The sequence below is a fragment of the Janthinobacterium sp. GMG2 genome (assembly GCF_033949445.1).
Lineage (GTDB): Bacteria > Pseudomonadota > Gammaproteobacteria > Burkholderiales > Burkholderiaceae_D > Janthinobacterium > Janthinobacterium aestuarii.
The window spans coordinates 50847-66247 of the sequence record NZ_JAXAWA010000006.1 but is presented as its reverse complement, the minus strand read 5'-3'; the positions used below and the strand labels follow the sequence as shown (position 1 = coordinate 66247).

The window sequence follows — 15401 nt, the reverse complement described above, 5'->3', positions numbered from 1 at the left end:
ATCGATTATACGACTGACTATCGCGGTTAAGCTGGCGTCATTGTTTTCACCCACAGGAGACCCGCATGAAAATCGTTGAAATCCGCGAAAAGACCATTCCCATCTCTTCCCCCATCCGCAACGCCTACATCGATTTCAGCAAGATGACCCTGAGCCTGGTAGCCGTCGTCACGGACGTGATGCGCGACGGCAAGCCCGTCGTCGGCTACAGCTTCAATTCGAACGGCCGCTACGGCCAGGGCATGCTGATGCGCGAGCGTTTCATTCCCCGCATCCTCGACGCCGATCCTGCCTCGCTCGTCACGGATGATGGCGGCAACCTCGATCCGCACAAGGTGTGGGATTGCATGTACACGAATGAAAAGCCGGGTGGCCACGGCGAGCGCTCGGTAGCCATCGGCACCATCGACATGGCCATCTGGGACGCCGTGGCGAAGATCGAGAACAAGCCGCTGTTCCAGCTGCTGGCCGAGCGCCATGGCACGGGAGTGCCCGATAAAAAAGTCTTCGTGTATGCGGCGGGCGGCTATTACTACCCGGGCCAGAGCTTGAGTGCCCTGCAGGACGAGATGCGCAGCTATATCGACCGCGGCTACACGGTGGTCAAGAAGAAGATCGGCGGCGCTTCGCTCGATGACGACTTGCGCCGCATCGACGCCATCATGGAAGTGCTGCAGGATGGGCAAAAGCTGTGCGTGGATGCGAACGGCCGCTTCGACCTCGATACCTCGATCGCCTACGCCAAGGCGCTGCGCCAGTACGATCTGTTCTGGTATGAAGAGGCGGGCGATCCGCTCGACTTCGAGTTGCAAGCGACCTTGCGCAGCTATTACGACAAGCCGATGGCGACGGGCGAAAACCTGTTTTCCATGCAGGATGCGCGCAACCTGATCCGCTACGGCGGCATGCGCGCCGACCGCGACTGGCTGCAGTTCGATTGCGCCCTCAGCTACGGCCTGGTGGAATACCTGCGCACGCTGGACATGCTGCACCAGCACGGCTGGTCGCGCAGCCGCTGCATCCCGCACGGCGGCCATCAGATGTCCCTGAATATCGCGGCCGGGCTGGGCCTGGGCGGCAATGAATCGTATCCCGATCTGTTCCAGCCCTTCGGCGGTTTTCCCGATGGCGTCAAGGTCGAAAACGGCCACATCACCATGCCGGATCTCGTTGGCATCGGCTTCGAGGGCAAGGCGAACCTGTATGCGGAGATGCGCGCCCTGAGCGGGCAGTAAACGTTATTCGCTGCGCTGCCAGAAGCGCAGCCGGTTGCCGAACGGGTCGGCCACTTCCAGGATGCGGCCCCAGTCCTCGTCGCGGATGCCGGGCCGCGCATACGGATAATCCCTGTCGCGCAATTCCGCGTGCAGGGCGGCGATATCGTCGACGGGGATCAGCAGCGCCGCGCCCGGTGTGGCGTCGCCGTGGTGTTCGGACAGGTGCAGCACCAGATCGCCACGCGTCACCTGCAGGTACAGCGGCGCCGTGGGCTCGAAGCGATGTTCCCAGTCCAGGGTAAAACCGAGGAAATCGAGATAGAACTCGCGCGCTTTGGCTTCGGAAAAGCTGCGCAGGATGGGGATGGGGGCATGCATGGAGGTGCTTTCAGCAAAGTGGCGATGCCTTCATTTTAGCCGCAGGCCGGCGCCTGGCGTTTCACATGCGCGGCGGGGCTGGTCTTCTCCCAGCGGAACAGCCACATGATGGCAAGCTTGGTCGTGGCGCTGACGCTGGCCAGCAGCAGCAAGGGCCAGCCCGTCGACAGGCCCATGACGCAGGCAAAGAAGATGGTGCTGGCATCCATCGCCAGGATGAACTGGCTCATTTTCAGGGACACGGCGCCCGTCCTGCCCGAGCGCCAGATCAGGCGGATCTGGTGCGCATAGCCCTGCGCCAGCAGCACGGTGACGGCGACGATCAGGGTTTGCGAGATCACGCGCTTTTCATCGGTGAAGGTGGGGCCGAACAGCAATCCCGCCACACCCGCGCCCAGCAGCAGCGCGCAGGCCAGCAGCGCGTTGCGCGATGCCCGGCTGCGGCGGTCGCGGTCGATTTCATACAGGATGCCCAGCGCGATCAGCGAGGCGATCAAACGGGGCCAGACGATGTAGTGGTTGAGTGGCGTGATCGAATAGCCGTACACGAAGAAGGCGCAATACGCGAGGAAGCTGACGGTGAATTGGTTGATGGACAGGATGTCCGTCGTCTTGCCGGCGCCGATGCCGGCATCACGCTTGCGCCGCCAGATTTTTTGCAGCTGCGACCACAAGCCAAACAGGCTGACGACGATGAAAAGGGAATTGAGGCTGCCGGCGAGGGCGTAGAGGGAAGGGGGCTGCAAGGTGTCTCCTGGGATGGCAAGGTATCGCTGCCGTGACAGGCTGCCTTGTCTATACATTTTATTTGGCAACATGCTCTCATGAAATAAATTGGCAGGCAAGCAATGCTTTTACTGCAGCCTCCTGTTGCAGCGAAACTTGCCTGAACTCACCTGTTCCTGAGCTTGCCCTTATAATCGGGGCATGACTTTCTTATCACTGCGTGCCCGCTCCGTGCTGGCCACCCTCGGCAAAATGGCCGTTTCCCTGATTATCCTGTTGACTGCATTGTGGGGCGCGCTGGCGCTGTGGTACCAGCTATCCGGCGGCACGGCGGCGCAAGGCATCGGCGCCTTGCTGTGGGTTGCGCTGGGCGTGGCCAGCATCGCGCTGTGGTGGATGCGCGGCGACATGCGCGTGCTGCTGCCGTATGCGGCCGGTTTTATCCTGCTGCTCGTGTGGTGGAGTTTCATCACGCCGAAGCAGGAAAGGGTGTGGGCCGACGACGTGGCGCGCAACGTCACGGGTACGGTCAAGGGCAATCTCGTCACCCTGGACAATGTGCGCAATTTCGACTGGCGCAGCGATGACGACTACACGGTCAAGTGGGAGCAGCGCAGCTACGACCTCGACGAACTGCGCACGGTGGATACGGCGCTGTCGTACTGGACGGGACCCTACATCGCGCATACGCTGATCTCGTTCGGCTTTGCGGACGGGCGCTTTTTGACGTTCTCCATCGAGATCCGCAAGGAGAAGGGCGAGAGTTTTTCCGCCATCGGCGGCTTCTTCAAGCATTTCGAGATGAGCCTGATCGCCGCTGACGAGCGCGACATCCTGCGCGTGCGCACGAATGCGCGCGGCGAGGACATGCATCTGTACCGCGTGATGATGCCGAAAGCGGCCATGCGCTCGCTGTTCCTCGCCTACCTGGACGAAGCGCAATCGCTGAAGGCCAAGCCGCAGTTCTACAACACCCTGACGGCCAACTGCACCACCATCGTCTTCGAGATGGTGCGCCGCATCGTGCCGGGCCTGCCGCTCGACTACCGGCTGATGGCCTCGGGCTACCTGGACCGCTACCTGTTCGACGTGCAGGGCCTGGTGCCAGGCCTGAGTTTCCAGCAGCTGCGCGATGGGGGCCACGTCACGGCGCGCGCGCGGGCGGCCAACGACGATGCGGATTTTTCGCACACGATCCGCCGCGGCATGCCGGGCTACGATGAAGCGGGTTATCCGAAGCTGCAAATGCCCAAGCAATAGCTGTCTGCCTTATACTGTCGCCATATCCGACCGGCCGCCTTTCGCGGCCGGTCTCACTTTACGAATAAAGAAGGCCCGCTATGCCATTTTCCTCACTGGGTCTGATTCCCGCCCTGGTCCGCGCCGTTGACAAGGCCGGCTATGCCGCGCCGACGGCCATCCAGGCGGCCGCCATTCCCGCCATCCTGCGCGGCAGCGACGTGCTGGGCGCGGCCCAGACGGGTTCCGGCAAGACGGCCGCCTACGCGCTGCCGCTGCTGCAGGCGCTGATGGCGCCCGTTTCCGGTCCGCGCCAGGTGCGCGCGCTGATCCTCGTGCCCACGCGCGAGCTGGCGGCGCAGGTGGGGCAGACGGTGCACGCGCTGGCCAAGCCGCTGCCGATCAAACTGAAGATTTCCGTGCTGTTCGGCGGCGTGTCGATCAATCCGCAGATGATGGACTTGCGTGGCGGCGCCGATATCGTCGTCGCCACGCCGGGCCGTTTGCTCGATCTGGTACGCCAGAACGCCGTGAAACTGGGCGGCGTGTCGCTGTGCGTGCTCGACGAGGCCGACCGTTTGCTCGACATGGGTTTCAGCGAGGAGATCAACGCTATCCTCGCGCTGCTGCCCAAGCAGCGGCAAAACCTGTTCTTCTCGGCCACCTTCCCCGACAGCGTGCAGGCGCTGGCCGACAGCCTGCTCAAGGAGCCCGTGCGCATCGAGGTGGCGTCCGAACCGCAGGACAAGCCCGACATCGTGCAGCGCGCCATCACGGTCGACGTGCCGCGCCGCACGCAGCTGCTGCGCTACCTGATCCTGCAGCAGCAGTGGGAGCGCGTGCTGGTGTTCGTCGCCACCAAGTACGCGGCTGAACACGTGGCCGACAAGCTGCAGCGCGCGGGTCTGCACGTGGGCGCTTTCCACGGTGAATTCAGCCAGGGCACGCGCAGCCAGCTGCTGGCCGACTTCAAGGCCTGCCGTTTGCAGGTGCTGGTGGCCACCGACGTGGCGGCGCGCGGCATCGACATCGCCGGCTTGCCGGCCGTCGTCAACTATGACTTGCCCCGTTCGGCCGTCGACTACACGCACCGCATCGGCCGCACGGGCCGCGCCGGCGAAAGCGGCACGGCCATCAGCTTCGTGACGGCCGACACGGAAGCGCATTTCCGCCTGATCGAAAACCGCAACGACTTGCGCATCGTGCGCGAAGTGGTGGCCGGTTTTGAGCCGACGGAATTGCCCGCGCCCGTGAATCCCGTTACGGACACGGTGAACGGCGGCGTGAAGGGCGCGCGCAAGAGCAAGAAGGACAAATTGCGCGAAGCGGCTGCCAAGGCGGCCGAGGGCAATTAAATTCCCCTTATGTGCGCTAGCCGCTTGAACGGCTGGCCGTCCCGCTTTAAGATGATGTTTCTATAAAGCAAGGGGACGGCAATGCACATGATATTCATCACGCGCGCGGGCGCTCTGGCTTGCGCGCTGGCGCTGGCCGGTTGCGCCGGCTTGGGCGGAAACAATGGCACAGCCGGCATGCAGATGCCGGGCAAGACGCCTGCCGATGCCGCCGTGGCCGCCACCTGGTACAACCCGCCCAGCGAATTTCCCGGCATTTGCCTGACCCAGTTCAAGGATGGCAGCCTGCGTTTCGATGGCGGTTTCGCCTTTTTCAACCCGGGCCGCTGGGCGTACGATGGCGCCGCGTCCGAACTGCGTTTGCAACTGGCGCCGACGCCATCGCTGGAACTGTCGCACGCGCAAATCGTCCAACATATGAACCTGTTGCGCATTGAGGCGGACAAGAGCACGCTGGTGTATGGCGTGAACGCCGATACCAAGGCCATCGGCCTGGGCGGCTTTGTGTTTTACCGCGACACGCCTTGTCCGGCGCGGCGCGGATAAGTGCCGGATTAGTGTCATACGGGAATATTTAGTCGTATAATTTCAACGCAAGCTGGCTGCCGCGCAAGACTCGCAAGACTGTCACGTGCGGCAGATTCCCCCTCCAGGCAAGCTCCGATTTCGCCATGGCGATGAGAGGATGGTCCGATGGATGTGCACGACGAGCATGGCATGCCGGGTACTGCGGCGCTGGCGGCGGATGCCGGGCAGCAGGCCGTGGCCCCGCCGCGCACCTTGCTGCTGGTCGATGACGAGCCGAATATCCTCGCTTCCCTCAAGCGGCTGCTGCGGCGCGATGGCTACCATATCCTGACGGCCAACGGCGGCCAGGAAGGGCTGGACGTATTGGCCAGCCATACGGTCGACGTGATCGTGTCGGATCAGCGCATGCCCGGCATGCTGGGCGCCGACTTCCTGCGCAAGGCCAAGCTGCTGTGTCCGCAAACGATACGCATCATGCTGTCGGGCTATACGGAATTGCAAGCCGTCACGGACGCCGTCAACGAGGGCGCCATCTTCAAGTTCCTCACCAAGCCCTGGGAAGACCATCAACTGCGCGAACATATCGCCGAAGCCTTTCGCCTGAAGGGCATCGACGACGACAATGCGCGCCTCAATGCGCAACTGCGCGATGCCAACCAGGCGCTGGCGGCGGCCAATGCCGCCATGCAGGCGCTGGTGCGCCAGCAGCAGCATCAGATCAGCCGCGACGAAGTCAGCCTCGGCATCGCGCGCGAATTGTTGCAATTTTTGCCGCTGCCCGTGATCGGGCTCGATGAGGATGGCATGATCGCCTTCATCAACGCGGCGGCGGCCAATCTGTTCGAACGGGGCGCGGCCCTGCTGGGCAACGAGGCGGCGATCGTCTTGCCGCAGCTGTTCGACGGGCAGGGCGCGCCCCGTCTGGCCGCCATCGATGGCCAGCCGTATGCCGTGGCCGTCCATCCGATGGGCCTGCATTCGCGCTCGCGCGGCAGCCTCGTCACCTTGAGCCGCCATGGGGAGGGCACATGAGTGAAGGCGGACGCGAGATTTCCATGGAACAGGCGCAAGAAGGCATGGTGCTGGCGCAAGCGCTGAGCGATGCCAGCGGCACCGTGCTGCTGGCCCAGGGCGCCACCCTGACGGCGGCGAACCTGACCGCCTTGCGCAGGCGCAATGTGGAGAGCTGCCGCGTCGTCATGGACGAGGTGCTTGACCCCGCCGCGCAGGCGCATGCCGAGCAGGAACGCTTGCGCCGCCTGGAACGGCTGGCCGTGCTGTTCCGCGCCACGCCGCCCGATTCCGCCGGGGCCGAACTGCTGGCACTGCTGCAGCGCTACCGGCAAGGGAGCGCTACATGACACGGCTCAGTTTTGAACATATCATCCGCCAGATACAGGAACTGCCTTCGCTGCCCGTGGTGGTGCTGGAGCTGCTGTCGAGCATGGACCAGGACGACACGGACGTGCACGTGCTGGCACAAAAGATCGAGCTGGACCAGGGCCTGGCGGCGAAGACCCTGCGCATCGCCAACTCCTCGTTCTACGGCATGCAATCGAAGGTCACCAGCATCCCGCAAGCCGTTTCCGTGCTGGGCTTTCACAGCATCCGTACCGTCGTCACGGCTTGCGCCCTGACGGGCAGCTTCGCGCCCGTCAGCGGCGGCTTCGATTTCCAGGCATTCTGGCGCCACTCGCTGGCCACGGCGATCGCCGCGCGCCTGCTGGCGCCGCACTTGCGCGTCAATCCCGAAACGGCGTTCACGGCCGGCCTGCTGCACGACCTGGGCACCCTGGTGCTGGTGACGCGCTTCCCGGCCGAGCATGCGCTCGTGCGCAGCTACCGCCAGGCGCACGATTGCCAGATGGCCGATGCGGAACTGGCCGTCATCGGCATCGATCACGCGCAGGTGGGCAGCGCCCTGGCCGCCTACTGGAAGTTTCCCGAGGCGATACAGCAGGCGGTGGCCGACCACCACAGCATCGACCGGCTGGAAGCGGGCGGCTTGCCGCTGGCCGTGCACCTGGCCAATGCCGTCGCCCTGGCGCTCGACCTGGCCGGCGTCGACGATGCGCTGGTGCCGCCCCTGTCGCCCGCGGGCTGGCGCAGCGTCGCGCTGGACGAGCCGGCCTGGCTGGCGCTGCTGGGGCAAACGGAACACACCTTCGATGAAATGTCGCGGATCATGCTGGCATGAACAAGAAAGAGGCCATGGAAACAGACGCAGGGCAGGCGCTGCCCGCCACGCCGGAACGCCGCCAAGGCGACACCATCGCGCTATCGGCCTTTTTCGACGGCCATCCCGTGGCCACTTTCGCCATCGACACGGAGCACGTGGTGACGCACTGGAACAGCGCCTGCGAACAGCTGCTGGGCTTTACGGCCGCCGAGATGGTCGGCACGCGCGACCACTGGAAGGCGTTTTATCGGCAGCCGCGCGCCTGCCTGGCCGACCTGCTGGTGGCCGACGATATCGCGCTCGGTGAAAATGACCGCTACCTTGGCAAGCTGAAGCGCTCTTCCGTGATCCCCGGCGCCTTTGAGGCCGAGGATTTCTTTCCCGATATCGGCCCCGACGGCCACTGGCTGCATTTCACGGCGGCGCCCCTGCGCGACCGCCAGGGGCGCCTGGTGGGCGCCATCGAAACCCTGCGCGACGTGAGCGAACGGCGCCTGGCGGAACTGGCGCTGCGCAAGGCGCACGACAACCTGGAACACCTGGTGGCCGAGCGCACGGCCCAGCTGGCCGAAATGAACGAACGCCTGGCCGACGATATCCGCCAGCGTCAGATCGCCGACCTGGAATTGCGCGAGCGTAACCTGGCCCTGACGGAATTGAACAGCAAGCTGTCGCTGGCCCAGCAAAAGCTGCTGCAGTCGGAAAAACTGGCCTCGATCGGCCAGCTGGCCGCCGGCGTGGCGCACGAGATCAACAATCCCATCGGCTATGTGTTTTCCAATGTCGGCACCCTGGAAGGCTATCTGGATGACCTGTTCAGCATGCTCGACGCCTATGAGGAAGCCGAGCCGGCCGTCGCCGACGCCGTGGTGGCGGCGCGCCTGCGCGCACTGCGCGAACAGATCGACCTGGACTTCCTGCGTACCGACATTCCCATGCTGATGGGCGAGTCGAAGGAAGGCATTTCGCGCGTGCGCCGCATCGTGCAGGACCTGAAGGATTTTTCGCGCACGGATGCGCACCAGGAGTGGGTCTGGGCCGACCTGCGCCAGGGCATCGATACCACGCTCAATATCGTGAATAACGAGGTCAAGTACAAGGCCGACGTGGTGCGCGAGTATGGCGACATTCCCGACATCGAATGCCAGCCTTCCGAGCTGAACCAGGTGATCATGAACCTGGTCGTCAACGCCGCTCACGCCATGAACGAGGAGCGCGGACGCATCACCCTGCGCACGGGCAGCGACAACGCGACGGAAGTGTGGATCGAGGTCGAGGACACGGGCGGCGGCATCGCGCCCGAACACCTGTCGCGCATCTTCGACCCGTTCTTTACCACCAAGGCCGTCGGCAAGGGCACGGGGCTGGGCCTGTCGCTGGCCTACACGACGGTACAAAAGCATCACGGCCGCATCGACGTGCGCAGCATCATCGGCAGCGGCACCACCTTCCGCATCACTTTGCCCGTGCGCCAGGCGCAGGCCGTCGCACCATGACCGAACAGGACAGCATGAGCATGAGCATCAGTACCAGCGCCAGCACCGCGGCCGCGCCGCCCACCATCCTGTGCGTCGACGACGAACCGAATATCCTGTCGTCGCTACGGCGGCTGTTCCGCCCGCACGGCTACCGCGTGCTGACGGCCGATGGCGGCGCGGCCGGCCTGGCCCTGCTCGAGAGCGAGACGGTGGACCTGGTCATCTCCGACATGCGCATGCCGCACATGGATGGCGCGCAATTCCTGGCCCAGGTGCGCCAGCGCTGGCCCGGCACCATACGCTTGCTGCTGACCGGCTATGCCGACATCCAGTCCATCCTCGACGCCATCAACCAAGGCGAGATCTACCGTTACGTGACCAAGCCCTGGGACGAGAACGATATCGTGCTGGTGGTGCGCCACGCGCTGGAACGGCGCGCGCTGGAGCAGGAAAAACTGCGCCTCGAAGCGCTGACGGCCAGCCAGAACGTGGAGCTGCAGGCGCTCAACGCCAGCCTGGAAGCGAAGGTGGCCACGCGCACGCAGCAGCTGAAACAGTCGCACGACGAGGTGCAGGCGGCCAACGAGCGCCTGAAGGCGACGTTCGTGACGACCATCAAGGTGTTTTCCAATCTGATCGAAATGCGCGGCGGCAAGCTGGCCGGCCATGCGCGCAGGGTGGCCGAGCTGTCGCGCAAGCTGGCGCTGGCGCTGGGTCTGGAAGGGCAGGAGGCGCGCGACGTGTTCATCGCGGCCTTGCTCAAGGATATCGGCAAGCTCAGCTTGAGCGACGACGTGCTGGAACTGCCGGCCAGCGCCTGGACGGGCGAGCAGCTGGCCGCCTTCCGCAAGCATCCGCTGCGCGCCGAGCAATTGCTGATGGCGCTCGACGAGCTGCGCGCCGTTTCCGTGATCCTGCGCTCGCAGCTCGAGCGCTTCGACGGCGGCGGCTTCCCCGATGGCCTGGTGGGCCTGGCCATTCCGATGGGCGCGCGCATCCTGGCGCTGGCGTCGGACTACGATGGCTTGCAGATCGGCGCCATGGTGCAGCGCAGCCTGCGCGCCGAGGAAGCGCGGACCCTGATCTACGACAGCGTCGGCAAGCGCTACGACCCGGCCGTCGTGGCCGCTTTCCGCAGCATCATGGATGAAACGGAGCCGCCGGCGCGCGACCTGACCGTGCTGTCGGGCCAGCTGGAGCCGGGCATGGTGCTGTCGCGCGACCTGATCAGCCGCGATGGCCTGATGCTGCTGGCGGCCGAACACGTGCTGACGGCCCGCGTGATTTCCCAGCTGCTCGATTTCGAAGGCAAGAATGGCGGGCGCCTGAGCATCCGCGTGTACGCGCCCGTCAAGGAAGGCTAGGGCGGGAAGGCTAGGGCGCTGGCGGGGCCGCCGGCGGCGTGACGGGCAGGTGCACGGTAAAGCGCGTGCCACGGCCCACTTCCGAGGCCACCTCGATGCGTCCGCCGTGCTTGTTGACGATGCCGTACGACAGCGACAGGCCCAGGCCCGTGCCGCTGCCCACGGCCTTGGTGGTGAAGAACGGTTCGAAGATGCGGTTCAGGTGCTCGGGCGCGATGCCGGCGCCCGTGTCACCGATCTCCACCCACACCCAATCGCCGGCGTGGCCCGTGCGGATGCTGATCACGCCATCGCTGCTGATGGCCTGGCCCGCGTTGACAAGCAGGTTCATGAACACCTGGTTCAGCTGCGAGGCCAGGCAGAGTATCTGCGGCAGCTCGCCGTATTGCTTCTCGATGCGCGCCTTGTATTTCAATTCGTTGGCGACGATGTTGAGGGTGCTGTCCAGGCCCGCGTGCAGGCTGGCCACTTGCCAGTCCGTCTCGCCCACATGGGAAAAATCCTTCAGCGCCTGCACGATGTCGCGCACGCGTTTGAGGCCATCCATCGATTCGCGCACCAGGTCCACCATGTCGTCCTGCAGGAAGGCGAGGTCGGCCTGGTCGCGCACCTGGGCCACGCGCGCGGCCAGGGCCGGGCCATCGGGCGTTTCGCGCATCGCCTCCTCGTACTGGCCGATCACGCCGAACAGGGTGCCGACATAGCCTTGCAGCGAACTCATGTTGGAGTTGACGAAGCCGATCGGGTTATTGATTTCATGCGCGATGCCGGCCGCCAGCTGGCCGATGGACGCCATCTTTTCCGATTGCAGCAGCTGGTCGTGCGCTTCCTGCAACTTGCTGATCAGTAGTTGCTGCTCTTCGCCGCGCGCCTGCAGCATCGCTTCCATGCGCTTGCGTTCCGTGATATCGGTCAGCGAGCCGATCACCTCGAACGGTACGCCGTGTTCGTCGCGCACGAGGCGCAGGCTGTCGTGCATCCACAGGTAGCTGCCGTCGTGCACGCGGAAGCGGTATTCATAGGCGCGCGCGCCTTCGACGAAGATCTGCGCCAGGCTGGAGAAAATGCCGGGCGCATCGTCGGGGTGGATGTGGTCGAACCAGAAGTTGGGGTCGGCCACCATCTCCTCGGGCTGGTAGCCCAGGACATTGAGGGCATTGTTGCTGACGAACGTCATCTTGAAGTCGCCGCTGGGCACGGTGCAATAGATGATGGAGGGTGTATTGTCGAGCAGGTATTGCAGGCGCACGGCCGTGGCGGCCGGTGTGTCGGCGTCAGGCGCCTCACCGGCATGCCGTCCGGTATCGGGAGTGGAAAGGTCGAAATCCTCGAACTGCATTGTCACACCTCGCGGCCTGCACGGCATTGATGTCATCCTGGCTCGATTATGCCTGATTCTGCCTGCCTTGGGCCGTCATCGGTGTGCTCAAGGGGCCAGCGGCTGCTCGACGATCGCCATGCGCCGCGCGATGCGCTGCGCCGCTTGCGCATCGCCCGCCTGTTCGGCGCGCAGGCGCTGCACACCGAGCCATGCCAGCAGCGGACGGCGCCAGCCCTGGTCCGAGGCGGTGGCCACGGCCGTGTCGAGCAACTCCGGCGTGGCGTGGCCAGAGCGCAGCAGCACGCCGGCCGCCACCAGCTGCGACAGCGGGTCCTTGATGGCGGCCACGGCGCTGGCGGCGCCCGTATCCGAGCTGGCGCTGGCGGCCGCGCGCTGCGCTTCCGGCAGCAGGGCGGCGTCGGCCGCCTGCGCCTTGCCTGCGAGGTAGGCCGCATAGGCGCGGTCGGCGTCTGTCGCGTCGGCCTGCAGGGCGTCAAAGCCGGCGCAGTCCTCGAAGGCAAGGGTGGCCACGCGCGCGGCGCAGCGCAGCAGTTCGATGCGCGCCACGAGTTCGAGCTTGCCCGTGCCGGCGACCTGGCTGCGGGCGCGCCGGAATTCCGTCTGCTCGACCAGGGCGTTGCCATTCAAATATGCGGCTTGAAACCGTTCGACGGAACTTTGCGCATTCATTTTCCAGTCCGGCACGGGCGGGCCGCTGGAGCAGGCGGCGAGCGTGGTCAGGGCCAGTGCGGACAAGGTGGCGTTGAGTTTTCTCATGGCAGTTTGATCTCCGGATTGCGCTTGAACGGCCATTTGCGGTTGATTTCATTGACCAGCTGCTCGACCTTGCGCAGATTGCTTTCCACATCGGCGCGCAGCGGGCCCAGGTCGGCGGTGGCCGCCTTGGCGTTGGCGCCCACGGCTTGCGCCTCGACCAGTACGGCGTCGACTTTTTTCAGGCTGTTGCGCGTGTCGGCCAGCAGGGCGTTCAGCTGCACGATGGTCGCCTGCGCATCCGTCATCACGCCCTTGTCGCCGAAGACGCGCGTATCGGCATTGGCCACCAGGCCATCCGTGCGGCGCGCCAGCTGGTCCGCCGTGATCAGCAGGGCATTGGCCCGTTCGATCAACAGGCGCGACTGCTTGTCGTCGCCCGTCAGCAAGCCCATGGCGCCGCCCGGACCGCTGAGCTTGCCGGTGACGGCCTGCACGTTGCGCATGGTGCCGTCGAGTGCGGAATCGGTGCCCGTCAGGTTGCCCAGGTTGTTCAGCAAGTCCTTGGCGGCGGCCAGCAGGCGGGGAATTTCCGCCGCCATGTCGCCCACCAGCAAGTCGCGCGTGGCGTCGTCGGGCAGCGGCGGGTCCGTCAGGATGCCGCTGTAGGCGCGCAGCTTGGCGCCGCCCACGATGCCCCGTTCCAGGGTGAAGATGGAGCTGGTGCGCAGCCAGTGCGCGTCTTTGCGCGGCACGTCGATGATGACGCGCGCGCGGCCGTCCGGCGCCAGCTCGATGCGCTGCACGCGGCCGATGGGAAAGCCGGAAAAGGTCAGGTCGGCGCCCACGCCGACGCCGTCGGAATCGTCGGCCGTCAGCACCAGGGTCTGGGTGGCTTCGAAGGCGCCGCGCGCATACATCAGGTAGACGACGGAGCCGACCACCAGCACGAACATGAAGACGAGCAGGATGGCCGCCTTCAGTTCGGCGTGGCGCACGGGCGGCGGGGCGGGCAGCACAGCGTCGGGCGCCGTGACGTCGGTCAGGTCGGGATTTTGAGGTTGGCTCATGGCTTCTGGCTCTGGTATGGGTGGTTCAAGGTTAGCTGGGCGGTGGCGGGCATCAGTAGTAATTGCCCATCAGCGAAGCCACTTCGACCAGCAGGATGACGGAAAACAGGCGCAGCATTTCGGACAGGCCGTGCGCGGCCCACAGGCGGTTGCGCCGGCCGTGCGGTTCTTCCGGATAATACGACGAGGCCAGTGGAATCAGCGCCACGGCAAAGCTGAAGAAGATGACTTTGAGCATCAGGATCAGCGCCACGGCCGGATTGAAGATCTGTCCCACGACGCGCGTGTAGCCCTGCAGCGCCCACGGCGTAAAGCCGTAGATGGTGATGTAGGCGAGGATCAGCGAGGTGACGCAGCTGACGATGGCCAGCATCCACACGGCGAAGATGCCGGACATGACGCGCGGAAAGTATTCGCGGCGCAGCAGGTCGACGCCCTGGCGCTGCATTTTCTCAAGCATGCCGGACGAGCGCATTTGTGCGAACGCAATGCCGTCGGGCAGGGTCAGGCGCAGCGCGACGAACAGGGCGGCCGTCAGCGGTATCAGTTCCAGCACCAGCACGCGCACGACCATTTCCAGCGCATAGCGCGACAGGCCGTAGCTTTGCGCGCTGACGACGACGATGCGTATCAGAACCAGGCTGACGAGCGCGCAGGCCACGCTGAACCACACGAGATTGGGCGCCGTGTTCGTCACGAGTCGGTGCGCGAGGATGGGGCGGTTGTCGCGGTTATAGCTCGATGGCGACAGGGCCAGCGAAAACACGAGGATGGCGAAATGCAGCATGCGCCACCAGCTGACCAGCCAGGCCATGGTGGCCCGGTGCAGGCGGCGCAGGCTGATGATGAGGGAGACGGATAGGGTCATCATGGCATCTTAACATTGGATGCGTTCGATACAAGCGATTGTGCAGCCGTGCACGGCAGTCCCTTTATTGACCGGCCACGCTGGCGACGCTGTGGATAATCGCGTCGGCCGCCGCCCGCACGCGGGCAGAACGGTTCAGGTCCGCATGCATGACCAGCCACACGTCATACGCTTCAGCCCGCTCGGGCCAGATGCGCACGAGCTGCGGGTCGATGTCGCCCAGGTGGGTGGCCAGCTCGGCCACGCCCAGGCCCGCCCGCGTGGCTTCCTGCAGCATCGCCGCCGAATTGACTTCCATGGCGACGCGGGCGTTGGCGACGGACTCGCCGGCGATTTTGTCGCCATGGCGCGGCGTGACGGCATGGTGGTAGATGACGATGTCGTGCCCGGCCAGCGCCGTGCCGCGCACGGGTTCGCCCCGCTCGGCCAGGTAGCTTTTTGACGCGTACAGGCCCAGGCTGCGCTTGACGAGGTGGCGCGAAATGAGGTCCGGGTCGGTGGGGCGCACGCCGCGCACGGCCAGGTCCGCTTCGCGCCGCGTCAGGCTGGCCAGCGCCGGCGCCACGTTGAGCACGATGCGGATGTCCGGGTGGGCCGCATGCAGCTGCTGCATGGCGCGGATGACGAAATGGCTGGCCATGGTGTCGGTGGTGGCCACGCGCACCAGGCCGCTTAAACGGTTGTCGACGCCCTGCATCTCGCGCTGCAGCTTGTCGGCCGCCCGCTCCATCGCTTCGGCCGCCGTCAGCGCCAGTTCGCCGGCCGGCGTGGGCACGTAGCCCGACGGCGTGCGCAGAAACAGGGTGGCGCCCAGCGAGCTTTCCAGCGCGGCCAGGCGGCGCCCGCAGGTGGCCTGGTCGATGCGCAGCAGGGCGGCCGCGCCGCGCAGGGTGCCGGCCCGGCCGATGGCGAGAAAGATGCGCGCGTTATCCCAGTCCATCCGTTTCCTTGTGATTGGTGATGC

At 65.3% G+C, this 15401-nt stretch carries 16 protein-coding genes; 9 read left to right on the top strand and 7 right to left on the bottom strand.

From position 1 onward, the window contains the following. The first annotated feature begins 65 nt into the window (after positions 1-65). Positions 66-1235, top strand: coding sequence for a mandelate racemase/muconate lactonizing enzyme family protein (locus tag SKZ59_RS20800; RefSeq protein WP_319992827.1), 1170 nt, complete (start codon positions 66-68; stop codon positions 1233-1235). 3 nt (positions 1236-1238) lie between these two features. Here SKZ59_RS20800 and SKZ59_RS20795 read toward each other — a convergent pair whose 3' ends face one another. Beyond that, positions 1239-1595: a glyoxalase superfamily protein gene (locus SKZ59_RS20795; RefSeq protein WP_319992826.1), complete on the bottom strand. Its 357-nt coding sequence runs from the start codon at positions 1593-1595 to the stop codon at positions 1239-1241. A 35-nt stretch (positions 1596-1630) separates the two neighbouring features. Next, positions 1631-2341 carry a hypothetical protein gene (locus SKZ59_RS20790; RefSeq protein WP_319992825.1) on the bottom strand — a complete coding sequence of 237 codons (711 nt, stop codon included), beginning with the start codon at positions 2339-2341 and terminating at the stop codon, positions 1631-1633. Positions 2342-2522: 181 nt separating this feature from the next. On the opposite strand from SKZ59_RS20790, the gene SKZ59_RS20785 reads away from it, so the two are divergent. From SKZ59_RS20785 to SKZ59_RS20750, 8 genes are all read left to right on the top strand, one after another. Beyond that, positions 2523-3581: a DUF4105 domain-containing protein gene (locus tag SKZ59_RS20785; RefSeq protein ID WP_319992824.1), complete on the top strand. Its 1059-nt coding sequence runs from the start codon at positions 2523-2525 to the stop codon at positions 3579-3581. A gap of 80 nt (positions 3582-3661) precedes the next feature. Then, on the top strand, positions 3662-4915 hold the full coding sequence (locus SKZ59_RS20780) for a DEAD/DEAH box helicase (protein ID WP_219327339.1): 1254 nt from the start codon (positions 3662-3664) through the stop codon (positions 4913-4915). Positions 4916-4996: 81 nt separating this feature from the next. Further along, positions 4997-5461: a hypothetical protein gene (locus SKZ59_RS20775; protein WP_072452856.1), complete on the top strand. Its 465-nt coding sequence runs from the start codon at positions 4997-4999 to the stop codon at positions 5459-5461. A 147-nt stretch (positions 5462-5608) separates the two neighbouring features. Continuing rightward, entirely contained in the window at positions 5609-6475 is an 867-nt protein-coding gene (locus SKZ59_RS20770; protein WP_319992823.1) for a response regulator, read from the top strand. Continuing rightward, positions 6472-6804: a hypothetical protein gene (locus SKZ59_RS20765; protein ID WP_319992822.1), complete on the top strand. Its 333-nt coding sequence runs from the start codon at positions 6472-6474 to the stop codon at positions 6802-6804. Before SKZ59_RS20770 ends, SKZ59_RS20765 begins: the two co-directional genes overlap by 4 nt. After that, complete coding sequence (locus SKZ59_RS20760; RefSeq protein WP_319992821.1) at positions 6801-7640, top strand: HDOD domain-containing protein; 840 nt, start codon at positions 6801-6803, stop codon at positions 7638-7640. Before SKZ59_RS20765 ends, SKZ59_RS20760 begins: the two co-directional genes overlap by 4 nt. Before the next feature lie 14 nt (positions 7641-7654). Beyond that, positions 7655-9118 (top strand): ATP-binding protein, encoded by a 1464-nt coding sequence (locus tag SKZ59_RS20755; protein WP_219327337.1) that lies wholly within the window; start codon positions 7655-7657, stop codon positions 9116-9118. Next, positions 9115-10464 (top strand): HD domain-containing phosphohydrolase, encoded by a 1350-nt coding sequence (locus SKZ59_RS20750; protein WP_319992820.1) that lies wholly within the window; start codon positions 9115-9117, stop codon positions 10462-10464. Before SKZ59_RS20755 ends, SKZ59_RS20750 begins: the two co-directional genes overlap by 4 nt. Before the next feature lie 10 nt (positions 10465-10474). Here the strand turns inward: SKZ59_RS20750 and SKZ59_RS20745 are convergent, their stop codons facing one another. From SKZ59_RS20745 to SKZ59_RS20725, 5 genes are all read right to left on the bottom strand, one after another. Beyond that, on the bottom strand, positions 10475-11803 hold the full coding sequence (locus SKZ59_RS20745) for an ATP-binding protein (RefSeq protein ID WP_319992819.1): 1329 nt from the start codon (positions 11801-11803) through the stop codon (positions 10475-10477). An 87-nt stretch (positions 11804-11890) separates the two neighbouring features. Then, positions 11891-12562 carry a hypothetical protein gene (locus SKZ59_RS20740; RefSeq protein ID WP_319992818.1) on the bottom strand — a complete coding sequence of 224 codons (672 nt, stop codon included), beginning with the start codon at positions 12560-12562 and terminating at the stop codon, positions 11891-11893. Beyond that, positions 12559-13569: an MlaD family protein gene (locus SKZ59_RS20735; protein ID WP_319992817.1), complete on the bottom strand. Its 1011-nt coding sequence runs from the start codon at positions 13567-13569 to the stop codon at positions 12559-12561. The genes SKZ59_RS20740 and SKZ59_RS20735 overlap by 4 nt, the downstream gene beginning before the upstream one ends. A gap of 52 nt (positions 13570-13621) precedes the next feature. Continuing rightward, entirely contained in the window at positions 13622-14440 is an 819-nt protein-coding gene (locus tag SKZ59_RS20730) for an MlaE family ABC transporter permease (RefSeq protein WP_128142558.1), read from the bottom strand. Positions 14441-14501: 61 nt separating this feature from the next. Continuing rightward, positions 14502-15377: a LysR family transcriptional regulator gene (locus SKZ59_RS20725; RefSeq protein WP_319992816.1), complete on the bottom strand. Its 876-nt coding sequence runs from the start codon at positions 15375-15377 to the stop codon at positions 14502-14504. Positions 15378-15401: the final 24 nt, after the last annotated feature.

Bases quoted from the DNA above. Each gene is read 5' to 3' on its own strand.
- SKZ59_RS20765 (WP_319992822.1), top strand. From the start codon at position 6,472: ATGAGTGAAGGCGGACGCGAGATTTCCATGGAACAGGCGCAAGAAGGC.
- SKZ59_RS20755 (WP_219327337.1), top strand. From the start codon at position 7,655: ATGGAAACAGACGCAGGGCAGGCGCTGCCCGCCACGCCGGAACGCCGC.
- SKZ59_RS20725 (WP_319992816.1), bottom strand. From the start codon at position 15,377: ATGGACTGGGATAACGCGCGCATCTTTCTCGCCATCGGCCGGGCCGGC.
- SKZ59_RS20740 (WP_319992818.1), bottom strand. From the start codon at position 12,562: ATGAGAAAACTCAACGCCACCTTGTCCGCACTGGCCCTGACCACGCTC.
- SKZ59_RS20795 (WP_319992826.1), bottom strand. From the start codon at position 1,595: ATGCATGCCCCCATCCCCATCCTGCGCAGCTTTTCCGAAGCCAAAGCG.
- SKZ59_RS20730 (WP_128142558.1), bottom strand. From the start codon at position 14,440: ATGATGACCCTATCCGTCTCCCTCATCATCAGCCTGCGCCGCCTGCAC.
- SKZ59_RS20745 (WP_319992819.1), bottom strand. From the start codon at position 11,803: ATGCAGTTCGAGGATTTCGACCTTTCCACTCCCGATACCGGACGGCAT.
- SKZ59_RS20760 (WP_319992821.1), top strand. From the start codon at position 6,801: ATGACACGGCTCAGTTTTGAACATATCATCCGCCAGATACAGGAACTG.
- SKZ59_RS20785 (WP_319992824.1), top strand. From the start codon at position 2,523: ATGACTTTCTTATCACTGCGTGCCCGCTCCGTGCTGGCCACCCTCGGC.
- SKZ59_RS20780 (WP_219327339.1), top strand. From the start codon at position 3,662: ATGCCATTTTCCTCACTGGGTCTGATTCCCGCCCTGGTCCGCGCCGTT.
- SKZ59_RS20800 (WP_319992827.1), top strand. From the start codon at position 66: ATGAAAATCGTTGAAATCCGCGAAAAGACCATTCCCATCTCTTCCCCC.
- SKZ59_RS20775 (WP_072452856.1), top strand. From the start codon at position 4,997: ATGCACATGATATTCATCACGCGCGCGGGCGCTCTGGCTTGCGCGCTG.
- SKZ59_RS20750 (WP_319992820.1), top strand. From the start codon at position 9,115: ATGACCGAACAGGACAGCATGAGCATGAGCATCAGTACCAGCGCCAGC.
- SKZ59_RS20735 (WP_319992817.1), bottom strand. From the start codon at position 13,569: ATGAGCCAACCTCAAAATCCCGACCTGACCGACGTCACGGCGCCCGAC.
- SKZ59_RS20770 (WP_319992823.1), top strand. From the start codon at position 5,609: ATGGATGTGCACGACGAGCATGGCATGCCGGGTACTGCGGCGCTGGCG.